Source organism: Chryseobacterium vietnamense (assembly GCF_031454475.1).
Classification (GTDB): Bacteria; Bacteroidota; Bacteroidia; order Flavobacteriales; family Weeksellaceae; genus Chryseobacterium; species Chryseobacterium vietnamense.
Genome location: NZ_JAVDQX010000004.1, coordinates 22,332 through 34,007, shown reverse-complemented (window position 1 = coordinate 34,007; position 11,676 = coordinate 22,332). Strand labels below are relative to the sequence as shown.

The following is an 11,676-nucleotide window of genomic DNA, read 5'->3' as shown; positions in this document are numbered from 1 at the left end:
TAAATAATAATTATGAAAAATGTACTCATTCACTTATTCCTGATTATTTATTTCAGACGAAAAGGATCATTGTAAACTATAGAATTAATAAGCTTAAAAACCATTAAAAAATGTCAACAATTTATTTAAATACAGTCATCAAAGCAGATATTCACTATGTTTTTGATCTGGCAAGAAATATTGACCTGCATCAGCAGTCTACCTCAAAATCCCATGAAAGAGCAATTGCAGGACGCACCTCCGGATTGATTGAACAAAATGAAACTGTAACCTGGCGCGCAAAACATCTCGGAGTCTATCAAAATCTCACCACAAAAATTATCAGCATGGAAAAACCGTTTCAGTTTATTGATGTCATGCAGAAAGGAGCTTTTAAATCCATGCGCCACAGGCATATTTTTAAATCCGTAAACGGAAATACCTTAATGACAGATATTTTTGAATTCGAATCGCCGTTCGGCATCATAGGAAAATTATTTAACGCAGTTTTTCTTAGAGGCTATCTCAAGAGTTTTCTGCTCAAAAGAAATGAAATGATCAAGACTATTGCAGAATCTTCCATCCAGGAAGGGATAGCCATTTTTTAATCCAAAAAAAAGAGTATGATGAATTTTTTAAAAGCAGAATGGCGAAAACTGGCCATCATTAACTAACAAATTGATCCTGATATTTTACTACCTTATTTACCCAAAGGAACAGAACTCGATTTTTATAAAGGCAAATGCTACGTAAGTCTGGTGGGATTCATGTTTTTAAATACCAGACTCTTGGGAGTACCGATTCCTTTTCACCGCAATTTTGAAGAAGTGAATCTAAGGTTTTATGTAAAGAAAAAAGAAAAGGGAATCTGGAAACGGGGAGTGGTGTTTATCAAGGAAATTGTTCCCAAGCCTGCATTAAGCCTGGTCGCCAATTCTATTTACAAAGAAAATTATCATACAATGCCCATGAAAAATCAGATTGAAAAAAGAGAGGATGAACTGCTAATCCGCTATTCGTGGAAAGATAAAAACTGGCATTCCATTCAGATTATGGCTGAAAGTAAAGCAAAGCCAATGGAAGAAAACTCAGAATTTGAATTCATCACAGAGCATTATTTTGGCTTTACAAAAAAAGAAAATACAACCTCAGAATATGAAGTCTGCCACCCAAAATGGGATTGTTATACTGTTAAAGAATACCATTTAGAAATAGATTTTCAAAAAATCTATGGAATTGATTTTAAACATCTGAATGATCAGAAACCTCTTTCAGTAATGCTTGCCGAAGGCTCAGAAGTTCATGTCAAAACCAAAAAATATATCAGCTAAAAATAAACAATCCTCAATAATCTGTGAAAATCTGCGAAATCTGTGGTTAAAACCTTAAACATTGAATCCCAACCCTTAAACTTTAAAATAATGAAAATAATCATAGCCGGAGGAACCGGATTTCTCGGTGAAAACCTGGAAAAATACTTTACACAAAAAGGAAATCAGGTCTGCATTCTGACCCGCAATCCTCAACGTAAAAATGAAATCTATTGGGATGCCCAAACAATAGGTGAATGGAAAAGCAGTCTTGAGAAAGCAGATGTTTTGATCAATCTGACAGGAAAATCTGTAGACTGCCGCTATCATGAGAACAATAAAAAGGAGATCTATTCCTCAAGGATCAACAGTACAAGAGTATTACAAAAGGCAATAGATCAGTGTGCTGAAAAGCCAAAAATATGGTTAAATGCAAGTTCGGCAACCATTTATGTTCATTCTGAAAAACACCTTAATACAGAAGAAGACGGAATTATCGGAGACGATTTTTCCATGAATATCTGCAAAAGCTGGGAGAAAGAATTTTTTAAAGTTGAAAATGATGAAATACGAAAAGTTGCCCTCCGGACTTCTATTGTTCTGGGGAAAAATGGAGGAGCTTTTCCAAAACTGAAAATGATTACAAAACTGGGTTTAGGAGGAAAGCAGGGAAGAGGTACCCAGAGGGTAAGCTGGATTCATATTGAAGATTTCTGTAAAGCGGTGGATTGGATTATTCAGCATCAGACTATTTCAGGAATAGTGAATGTGACTGCTCCCGCTCCTCTTTCCAATCAGAATATGATGAAAAAACTGAGAAATAAAATGAAAATGCCGTTTGGACTCAATGCAGCGGTATGGCAGCTGGAAGTAGCATCCCTATTCATGAAAACAGAAACAGAATTACTCTTAAAAAGCAGAAATGTGTATCCTGAAAAACTTACTAAAGACGGATTTAGGTTTTCATATTCTACATTTGATGAAGCGATTCTTAATCTCTTGGATTCCTAATGTTTGCGGGTTTCCCAAAGGATAATTAAATTAGCGGAAAACTATTCCTTATGCTGGTTATATCCAAAATAAAACCCTTTTTTCTTTCATCCTTTTTAATAAGTTCAATTGCTTTTTCACAGGCTCATAATGTATCCGAAGGCTATCAGAAGCCTACAGACCCCTTGGTCGTGCAGAATCTGGAGCAATGGCAGGATATGAAATTCGGGTTGTTTATGCATTGGGGAACCTACAGCCAATGGGGAATTGTTGAAAGCTGGAGCTTATGCCCTGAAGATGAATCATGGACACAGAGAAAATCCGAGCACGGAAAATCTTACTACGAATATGTGAAGAATTATGAGAATCTTCAGACCACTTTCAATCCAACCCGGTTTAATCCGCAAAAATGGGCTGATGCCGTAAAAAAGGCAGGAATGAAATATGTGGTTTTTACCACCAAGCATCACGATGGTTTTGCAATGTTTGATACTCAGCAGTCGGATTATAAGATTACCTCTCCCAAAACCCCTTTTTCAAAAAATCCAAAATCTGATGTGACGAAAGAAATTTTCAATACATTCAGAAAAGAAGGATTTAAAATCGGAGCTTATTTTTCAAAGCCTGATTGGCATTCCGATGATTATTGGTGGTCTTACTTTCCACCCAAAGACAGAAATGTCAATTACGATCCGAAGAAATATCCGGAAAGATGGGAGAACTTTAAAAAATTCACCTTCAATCAGCTAAATGAAATTACTTCCAATTATGGGAAAATTGATATTCTGTGGCTGGATGGCGGTTGGGTACGTCCTTTTCACACCATAGATCCAAAAGTAGAGTGGCAGCGCACCATAAAAGTAGAGCAGGATATTGATATGGATAAAATAGGAACAATGGCAAGAAAAAATCAGCCGGGGATTATCATTGTCGACCGTACGGTTTCCGGAAAGTGGGAAAACTATGTCACTCCCGAGCAGGCAGTTCCGGAGCACGCTCTTTCTATTCCGTGGGAAAGCTGTATTACCATGGGAGATTCCTTTTCTTACGTTCCCAATGATAATTATAAAACCTCTCAAAAGATCATTGAAACACTGGTTAAAATCATTTCAAGAGGAGGAAATTACCTGATGAATATTGCTCCCGGACCTAACGGAGATTATGATGCCATTGTATACGAAAGATTACAGCAGATTTCCGGCTGGATGGAAAAAAATCAGTCCGCTGTTTTTGCCACCAGAAGCATTGCTCCCTACCATGAAGGAAACTATTATTACACCCAAAGCAAAGATGGAAAAACAGTGAATATTTTTCACTTGGATGAAAAAGCAAATTATGAGTCTCCATCAACATTAAGTTTTACCATTCCTGATCATTTTAAACCAAAATCTTTGAAAGTTTTAGGCTTGTCAAACAAAATTCAATGGAAAAAATCAGGGAATTCAATTGAAGTTAATTTACCGAAAGAAAGAGATCAGTTAAAATATTCAACTGTAATTCAAATCGTTCAATAATGAGATCTGTTTGTTTTAAACTTGCTGGAGCAGCATTATTGTTGAATGTTGTGATTATTTTTGCTCAAAAACCTTTATATAAAGATCCCAGGCAGCCCATTGAAGCCAGAGTTCAGGATCTGCTGAAGAGAATGACTCCGGAAGAAAAATTCTGGCAGTGCTTTATGATTCCGGGAGATCTGGATAACGTTCCGAAAGGACAATATTCCCACGGAATTTTCGGATTGCAGGTAAGCGCAGGCAATCAGGGAGACGGAGCAGCAGGGCAATTACTGAAATACAATGCCAGTGAAGATGCAGGAATACTGGTGCAAAAGATCAACGCCATTCAAAAATATTTTGTGGAAGAATCAAGATTAGGAATTCCTATTATTCCTTTTGATGAAGCTTTACACGGACTGGTTCGGGAAGGTGCTACCGCTTTTCCGCAGGCAATAGGGCTGGCAGCTACTTTTAATCCGGAATTAATGACCAAAGTTTCAACAGCTATTGCCAGAGAATCAAAATTGAGGGGAATTCGTCAGATTCTTACACCGGTAGTAAACCTTGCCAGCGATGTAAGATGGGGAAGAACAGAGGAAACCTATGGTGAAGATCCATTTTTGACCTCCGTGATGGGAGTCAGCTTTGTCAGGTCATTTGAAAATATGGGAATTATTACTACGCCTAAACACTTTTTAGCCAATGTAGGAGAGGGAGGAAAAGATTCTTACCCTATTCATTGGAGCAAAAGATATCTGGCAGAAACCCATTTAATTCCTTTTCACAATGCTTTTACAAAAGGAAAAAGCCGTTCTGTAATGACTTCTTATAATTTGCTTGATGGAAGACCTTCAACTGCCAGTCATTGGTTACTGACCGAAAAATTAAAAAAAGACTGGAATTTCAAAGGATTTGTTATCAGTGATGCAAGTGCGGTAGGAGGAGCCAATGTTCTCCATTTTACAGCAAAAGATTATGATGATGCTTCTGCACAGGCTATCAATGCCGGGCTTGATGTGATTTTTCAGACGGAATATAAACACTATCAACTGTTTATTCCACCTTTTTTGGACGGAAGAATCTCAAAAGAAAGAATTGATGATGCCGTCTCAAGAGTATTAAGAGCCAAATTTGAACTTGGATTATTTGAAAATCCCTATGTTTCTGCTAAGGAAATTGAAGAATTAAAAAAACTCAATCACAAGACTTTGGCAGAAAAAGCTGCGGCAGAGTCTTTTGTTTTGCTTCAGAATACTAATCATACACTTCCTGTTCCTTCAAATGTTAAAAAGATTTTGGTGGTAGGAACAGATGCTGTGGATGCAAGATTAGGCGGGTACTCGGGGCCTGGGAACAAAAAAGTAAATATCCTGGATGGTCTTAAAAATTATGTGAAAAATACAGCTACTGAAGTTGTGTATTCAAAAGGAATTGATTGGAATATAAAAGATTTCGTCACCATTTCCAATGAATATTTATCCTTTGAAAACAAAAAAGGGCTAGCAGGAAACTATTTTTCCAATACGGATTTAAAAGGAGATCCGGCTTTCGGAAGGCAGGATGAACAGCTGAATTTCAAATGGACTTTATATTCTCCTGATCCGGAAAAATTGCAGTCGGATCATTATAGTATTCGTTGGACCGGAAAATTGGAAGCCCCGGATTCCGGAAAACACCAGATAGGCTTACGTGGAAATGACGGTTTCAGGTTATATCTGGATGGGAAATTAGTCATTGATCAATGGGAAAAACTGAGTTATTCTACAAAAACAGTTGATATAGATTTTATTAAAGGGAAAAAATATGACATCAAGATCGAATTTCATGAAAATCGTGGCGAAGCCAATCTGGAATTGATCTGGAACTATGGTTTGTATGATTATCAGAAGGATTTTAAGGAAGCTTTGGATCTTGCCCAAAATGCAGATTACATTCTTATTACAGCCGGAATTCATGAAGGTGAATTTCAGGACAGGTCATCACTCAGCTTACCCGGAAATCAGGAAACGTTCATTCACGAGATTTCAAAACTGAAGAAACCTGTAGCTGTTGTTCTCATAGGTGGCTCTGCCATAAAAACAACATCCTGGAAAGATAAAGTAGGAGCCATCTTAGACGTTTGGTATCCCGGTGAAGAAGGTGGTAATGCGGTGGCAAAAACGCTTTTCGGAACTGAAAATCCATCCGGAAAACTGCCAGTAACTTTTCCTGCTCAGGAAGGTCAGTTACCTTTAACTTATAATCATCATCCAACAGGAAGAGGAAATGATTACCATGATCTGAGTGGAGAGCCCTTATATCCGTTTGGTTTCGGACTGAGTTATACCTCTTTTGAAATTTCTGAACTGCAATTGAGCAAAACCCGGTATTCAGAAAATGAAACCATTATAGCTAAAGTCAATGTGAAAAATACAGGTTCGAAAACCGGAAGTGAAGTCGTTCAACTGTATGTAAAAGACGTATTGGCTTCAGTTTCGAGACCGGTTATTGAGCTCAAAGGATTTCAGAAAGTAGAATTAAAGCCGGGAGAATCAAAATCTGTTACTATAGAAGTTCCGGTAAAACAATTACAGTTTTTAAATGAAAAAATGGACTGGATTGTAGAAAAAGGAATATACAGAATTATGGTTGGTAATTCCTCCAAGAACCTCCCTTTAAAACAAAATATTGAGATTTTATAGACATTAAAAAAGAGCAGACTTTTCTGCTCTTTTTACGTATATATTGAAGATATTTAATACTTTCTTGCCAGCAGAACGTTCAGTAAGAATGTTCCTGCCCAGTTACTGTTATTGGTCGTGGCACCATTTGTACCGATAAAGTCTACACGGGCAACAGATACGGTAAGCCTGGTTCTACCACCTGTACCATTATTGGCCAGACTTACAAAAGATGCTGTAAATACATCCGGGAAACTTGAGTTGTTTCCTGCAGTAAGGATAGGATACATATTGGTAACATTGAAAGGAGTACCCTGGTATTCATAAACTAGGGTCATTCTGCTTGCATTGGAGTAGGCCGCAGTTTGGGCTCTGTCCACAGATGCTTTACTTATGATCCACCATCTGTCAGTAGCAGTACCTGAATCATAGCCAGCATTAGTATGATTGTTCCAGTCGGAAAGAGCTGCTGTTCCAAGTGCATGAGGAGGAATGAAAAGCTGTGTACCATAAATTTCCACGTTGCTTGGTTTTGGCAGAACTGTGAAAGACAGGTCCCACGTTCCCCCAGAAGTATTGCTGTTGTTGACAACTTCAGCATATGCTCCTGTAGGGATTACAAAAGAAGCAACAGGAGTATTGTCAATTCTCAAAGTATTTCCACTGGAAGCCTGTAGCGTAATGGCATTCGGGGAAATGTTTTTAATCTTATAAATTCTTCCGGTGTAGCTCGCTGTTCCGGTTCCGATGACAGGAAGGGTAAACGTGGCATCTGCAGTTCCGTTATAGGTAATGTAATGATCTGTAGCCAGGATATTATAGGAGGTGGCTGTAACCTGAGTATAGCCGGCCCTTAAAGAACCGTTGACGGCAAGCGTACTGTTAGGTGTTGTAGTATTAATACCTACTTGTGCAGTTAAGGGAACAGTTGCAAATAAAAGGATCGAAATGTATTTTTTCATATTGTATAATTTAATTAAAACAAAAATATAAAAAAAACAACTTAAAATCATTTGAGAATGAATATTTTAAATCATTTTTAAATAAATCATATGGGAGTGATAGGAGTTATTCTTGGAAATTACTTAAATCAATCTGCAAGAAACCTCCAAATCTTCGGTAAGATAATAGCTGCAGCAAAGACGGTGGTATCCATCCGCAATGATCAGTTCATTTTGCCCTCTGACAAGCAATATCGGAGAAAGCTTCTTGTTTTTTTCTACTTTTTTAAGATTTTCTTTCACATGAATATTAGTTTCCGGAAGCAGGGTAAGTTTACTGGCTCTTAAAATATCTTTCGACTTTTTGATAATGGTAGGAGCTGCCTTTAATTTTTTTACCATTTTTTGTGCTTCATCAGACTGGAAAAGCAGTTCAAGATAGTCCTGGGCTGCAGGAAAGTCATGATCTTCCGGTTCTTTCAACCACATATTGTCTTTGGTCAGATGAGTTTTTTTCCCGGAAGTCTTCATAAGTGCTTATCTAAAAGAGTAATAAATATATGAAAAATAGAGCATCATTTAATAAACAATGATACATACATTATAGATTTTTCTTTTCTGTAAAATCTTGGTATGATATATGTAATATTTACCATGAACCGGAATGAATTTCATTAAATAATATTGAATTAATTGAAACCATTCAAAAATATGAACATTATGAAAAAGTTATTAATTTCAACAGTATTGTTATTAGGTTTATCTATGAATGTTTCTGCGCAGAAACATCCACCTGCACCTCCACATCCTTCAAAAAACGAGCTGGTCAATATTAAGATGCAAGAGCTTACCAAAAAATACAATCTTGAGAAAAAACTTATTCTTAATCATCCGCTTGCTACCAAACAGATGAAGAGAGATCAGATGAAAGCCTTAAATCAAAGATATGCAACTGAAAAACGATTGCTTAGAGAGGCAAAATAATACCATAGTTTTGCAATTACTGGAATTGGAAAAACCGTTTTTTATCCGTTGAGTTTTGATAAATTTTCAATGGAAAGTAAAGATTATTGAAAGAGAATACGTTTGTGTTCTCTTTCTTTGTTTAAAATTGAATAAAAATGGCGTTGCTGATGCATTTTGAGATCAGTTTGAAGAAACACAAAACATCCAATATTTTTCCTTAAATTCGCATAAAAATTTTTAAAGTAATGAATTACGATATTATTGTCATTGGAAGTGGTCCTGGTGGATATGTTACTGCGATCAGAGCAGCGCAATTAGGTTTCAAAACCGCAATTATCGAAAAAGAAAACTTAGGAGGAATCTGCCTGAACTGGGGATGTATTCCAACTAAAGCTTTATTGAAATCTGCTCAGGTTTTTCATTATATCAACCATGCTGAAGATTATGGTTTGAATAAAGTGGAGGCAAGCTTTGAATTCCCGAATGTGATTCAGAGAAGCCGTGGTGTTGCCAGCAAAATGAGCAAAGGAATCGAATTCTTGATGAAAAAGAATAAGATTGACGTAATTCTTGGTACTGCAAAAGTACAGAAAGGTAAAAAAGTTTCTGTTACAGATAAAGAAGGAAAAGTAACTGAATACACAGGTACTCATATCATTATCGCTACAGGAGCTCGTTCAAGAGAATTACCAAACTTACCACAGGATGGTAAAAAAGTAATCGGATACAGACAGGCATTATCTCTTCCTGAGCAGCCAAAATCTATGATCGTTGTAGGTTCCGGAGCTATTGGGGTAGAATTTGCTGACTTCTATAACACAATGGGAACTAAAGTAACTGTTGTTGAATTTATGCCAAACATCGTACCTGTAGAAGACGAAGAAATCTCTAAACACTTGGAGAAATCTCTGAAAAAGACAGGAATCGAGATTATGACAAACGCTTCTGTAGAAAGTGTTGATACAAGCGGTGAAGGCGTAAAAGCTACTGTGAAAACAGCTAACGGAAACATTACCCTTGAAGCTGATATCTTATTATCTGCGGTAGGTATTGCTGCTAATATCGAGAACATCGGATTAGAAGAAGTAGGAATTCAGACAGACAAAGGAAGAGTATTGGTAAACGAATGGTACGAAACTTCAGTACCTGGTTACTATGCAATCGGAGATATCATCCCAACTCAGGCTTTAGCTCACGTTGCTTCTGCAGAAGGAATTACTTGTGTGGAAAAAATCAAAGGAATGCACGTTGAAAAAATCGACTATGGCAATATTCCAGGATGTACATACTGCCACCCTGAAGTAGCTTCTGTAGGTCTTACTGAAAAGCAGGCTAAAGAAAAAGGATACGAAATCAAAGTTGGTAAATTCCCTCTTTCTGCAAGTGGTAAAGCTACTGCAAACGGAAATACAGACGGATTTATCAAAGTAATCTTCGATGCTAAATATGGTGAGTGGTTAGGATGCCACATGATTGGTGAAGGAGTAACTGATATGGTTGCTGAAGCTGTTGTAGCCAGAAAACTGGAAACTACAGGTCATGAGATCATCAAGTCTATCCACCCGCACCCAACAGTTTCTGAAGCTATTATGGAAGCAGCAGCTGCTGCTTACGGTGAAGTGATTCACATTTAATCTGAGATATACAGAAATCTATAGTATACAAGCCCGGAGAAATCCGGGCTTTTTTTTGTTGATGTTGCAAAGAAATATGTGTAAATTAAACCTAACAGGTTTCAAAAACCTGTTAGGTTTATTGTTCATTCTCTATTTTTCTTAGAAGACTTCGGCTAAAGTATTAGCTTATATACAGCAGATTTTATTAAAATAATTTTAAAATCACCATATTTATAAAAATTAACTTAATTATTTCAGACTGTTTTCTTACATTTATTCAATGAATTTTGAGAGAGTAGGACTTGTTTTATCAGGAGGCGGTACCAAAGGAATCGCTCATGCAGGAGTTTTAAAATTCTTACAGGAAAAAGGTATTGAGATAGATATCCTTTCCTGCTGCAGCGCAGGATCTATCGTAGGCTGCCTTCATGCCATCGGAAAAACTCCGGATGAAATTCTGGAATTTTTCAATTCTGTGTATTTCTTCAATTGGAAACACTTTACTTTCAACCAACCGGGACTTGTGTCTTCAGTGATTTTCAGGAATTATCTGAAACCTATTTTTCACGAAATGAAATTAGGCGATCTTGATATCGAAGTGAAAATTGTAGCGACCGAATTGGTTGCCGGAACCCAGAAGATTTTTGACAAAGATTTCGAGATTGTAGATGCCATTATTGCGTCATGTTCCATTCCGGGAATTACCACTCCTTATATCATTGGAGACGAAATGTATTGTGACGGTGGCGTACTGAATAACTTTCCTGCAGATATCATCAGAGATGATTGCGATAAGCTGATCGGGGTATTTGTATCTCCGCCCAATGAAGCAAAGATTAAGGATCTGAACTCTATTAAAGCAATCGTTTCCCGTTCTTATGATCTTCTTTCCTACAGAATAGAAAAGATAAAATTTGACTATTGTGACTGGTTTATTTCTTCCCAGAAACTGTCTTCCTACGGAACTTTTGAACGTAGAAAAGACCGCTTGGAAGAAATTTTCAATATCGGTTACAAAGCAGCTAAAGAAAGCTACGAAGAAAGTACATTTTTTACAGAATTAAGACAATCCGGAACATAAAAAATCCTGCATCAATAGGCAGGATTTCATTTTTTATCTGGAGGAAATGATTATCACTTATAAGCTAAATTATCAAAGACAACTTTAATCTTCTCTCATCCAGCTTCCAGCCTTTACTTCATTCTAATTTTTCACTACATACCCGTCCTGGCGAACGATTTCACGGTCGTTAGCATCATTTACAACCAAAGTATAAGGTGCTTTTTTCGGAGAATCTGTAAGGTAATTTCTCCAGATCTGATAGCTGTGTCCCTCATTATTGAAGTTGATGTAATAGTTGCCTCCGGTACCGTCAGGAATCAGTTCACCATCGCTGATGATCATACTTGGTTTCGCTGTAATCTTTGTGTTGGTATTCCATGATTGATAAAGGTACTTACCATTGGGTTGTTTATCAATTCGGATTTTAAACTTTTTCGTTTTAATAATGACAGTCTTCGGGACCTGTTGAAAGGCAGAAGCCGTTATAAAACCATCGGTTTTCGGATTCGGAACTTCTTTGGCATTAACAAAAGAAAACTGAGCCAGACAAAAAGTTCCTAATAAAATTTGCTTTATCATATGAAGTGGTTATTGTTTAACATTTTAGATTCTATCAAATATAACGCCATTTTCAATTTAGAAAATAAATATATAA

General features: G+C 36.9%; 11 protein-coding genes. 8 read left to right on the top strand and 3 right to left on the bottom strand.

Features of this window, described 5'->3' with window-relative positions; genetic code table 11:
* Nucleotides 1-110 precede the first annotated feature (110 nt).
* The 5 genes from J2786_RS17280 (at nucleotide 111) to J2786_RS17260 (ending at nucleotide 6,456) form a co-directional block, all read left to right on the top strand.
* Complete coding sequence (locus J2786_RS17280; protein WP_047433709.1) at nucleotides 111-587, top strand: SRPBCC family protein; 477 nt, start codon at nucleotides 111-113, stop codon at nucleotides 585-587.
* A 69-nt stretch (nucleotides 588-656) separates the two neighbouring features.
* Nucleotides 657-1,310, top strand: a complete 654-nt coding sequence (locus J2786_RS17275) for a YqjF family protein (protein WP_310026275.1) — start codon at nucleotides 657-659, stop codon at nucleotides 1,308-1,310.
* Nucleotides 1,311-1,400: 90 nt separating this feature from the next.
* Nucleotides 1,401-2,300 carry a TIGR01777 family oxidoreductase gene (locus J2786_RS17270; RefSeq protein ID WP_052187103.1) on the top strand — a complete coding sequence of 300 codons (900 nt, stop codon included), beginning with the start codon at nucleotides 1,401-1,403 and terminating at the stop codon, nucleotides 2,298-2,300.
* Between the two features lie 50 nt (nucleotides 2,301-2,350).
* The gene (locus tag J2786_RS17265) at nucleotides 2,351-3,793 is read left to right on the top strand and encodes an alpha-L-fucosidase (protein WP_047433708.1); all 1,443 of its coding nucleotides are present in this window, start codon (nucleotides 2,351-2,353) and stop codon (nucleotides 3,791-3,793) included.
* Complete coding sequence (locus J2786_RS17260; protein ID WP_047433707.1) at nucleotides 3,793-6,456, top strand: beta-glucosidase; 2,664 nt, start codon at nucleotides 3,793-3,795, stop codon at nucleotides 6,454-6,456. Before J2786_RS17265 ends, J2786_RS17260 begins: the two co-directional genes overlap by 1 nt.
* Nucleotides 6,457-6,509: 53 nt before the next feature.
* Here J2786_RS17260 and J2786_RS17255 read toward each other — a convergent pair whose 3' ends face one another.
* Together J2786_RS17255 and J2786_RS17250 are read right to left on the bottom strand one after the other, a co-directional pair.
* The gene (locus J2786_RS17255; protein ID WP_047433706.1) at nucleotides 6,510-7,397 is read right to left on the bottom strand and encodes a hypothetical protein; all 888 of its coding nucleotides are present in this window, start codon (nucleotides 7,395-7,397) and stop codon (nucleotides 6,510-6,512) included.
* A 123-nt stretch (nucleotides 7,398-7,520) separates the two neighbouring features.
* On the bottom strand, nucleotides 7,521-7,907 hold the full coding sequence (locus J2786_RS17250; protein ID WP_047433705.1) for a hypothetical protein: 387 nt from the start codon (nucleotides 7,905-7,907) through the stop codon (nucleotides 7,521-7,523).
* A gap of 189 nt (nucleotides 7,908-8,096) precedes the next feature.
* On the opposite strand from J2786_RS17250, the gene J2786_RS17245 reads away from it, so the two are divergent.
* The 3 genes from J2786_RS17245 to J2786_RS17235 all read left to right on the top strand — a co-directional run bounded on the left by J2786_RS17245 (nucleotide 8,097) and on the right by J2786_RS17235 (nucleotide 11,039).
* Nucleotides 8,097-8,360 (top strand): hypothetical protein, encoded by a 264-nt coding sequence (locus J2786_RS17245; protein WP_226798667.1) that lies wholly within the window; start codon nucleotides 8,097-8,099, stop codon nucleotides 8,358-8,360.
* 227 nt (nucleotides 8,361-8,587) lie between these two features.
* Nucleotides 8,588-9,976, top strand: coding sequence for a dihydrolipoyl dehydrogenase (lpdA, locus tag J2786_RS17240; protein WP_047378183.1), 1,389 nt, complete (start codon nucleotides 8,588-8,590; stop codon nucleotides 9,974-9,976).
* A 262-nt stretch (nucleotides 9,977-10,238) separates the two neighbouring features.
* A complete protein-coding gene (locus J2786_RS17235; protein WP_047433703.1) occupies nucleotides 10,239-11,039 on the top strand; it encodes a patatin-like phospholipase family protein in 801 nt (266 codons plus the stop codon).
* A gap of 123 nt (nucleotides 11,040-11,162) precedes the next feature.
* Here J2786_RS17235 and J2786_RS17230 read toward each other — a convergent pair whose 3' ends face one another.
* Nucleotides 11,163-11,600 carry a hypothetical protein gene (locus J2786_RS17230; protein WP_052187102.1) on the bottom strand — a complete coding sequence of 146 codons (438 nt, stop codon included), beginning with the start codon at nucleotides 11,598-11,600 and terminating at the stop codon, nucleotides 11,163-11,165.
* Between the last annotated feature and the right edge of the window lie 76 nt (nucleotides 11,601-11,676).

Bases quoted from the DNA above. Each gene is read 5' to 3' on its own strand.
- J2786_RS17230 (WP_052187102.1), bottom strand. From the start codon at position 11,600: ATGATAAAGCAAATTTTATTAGGAACTTTTTGTCTGGCTCAGTTTTCT.
- J2786_RS17260 (WP_047433707.1), top strand. From the start codon at position 3,793: ATGAGATCTGTTTGTTTTAAACTTGCTGGAGCAGCATTATTGTTGAAT.
- lpdA (WP_047378183.1), top strand. From the start codon at position 8,588: ATGAATTACGATATTATTGTCATTGGAAGTGGTCCTGGTGGATATGTT.
- J2786_RS17265 (WP_047433708.1), top strand. From the start codon at position 2,351: ATGCTGGTTATATCCAAAATAAAACCCTTTTTTCTTTCATCCTTTTTA.
- J2786_RS17280 (WP_047433709.1), top strand. From the start codon at position 111: ATGTCAACAATTTATTTAAATACAGTCATCAAAGCAGATATTCACTAT.
- J2786_RS17250 (WP_047433705.1), bottom strand. From the start codon at position 7,907: ATGAAGACTTCCGGGAAAAAAACTCATCTGACCAAAGACAATATGTGG.
- J2786_RS17245 (WP_226798667.1), top strand. From the start codon at position 8,097: ATGAAAAAGTTATTAATTTCAACAGTATTGTTATTAGGTTTATCTATG.
- J2786_RS17235 (WP_047433703.1), top strand. From the start codon at position 10,239: ATGAATTTTGAGAGAGTAGGACTTGTTTTATCAGGAGGCGGTACCAAA.
- J2786_RS17270 (WP_052187103.1), top strand. From the start codon at position 1,401: ATGAAAATAATCATAGCCGGAGGAACCGGATTTCTCGGTGAAAACCTG.
- J2786_RS17255 (WP_047433706.1), bottom strand. From the start codon at position 7,397: ATGAAAAAATACATTTCGATCCTTTTATTTGCAACTGTTCCCTTAACT.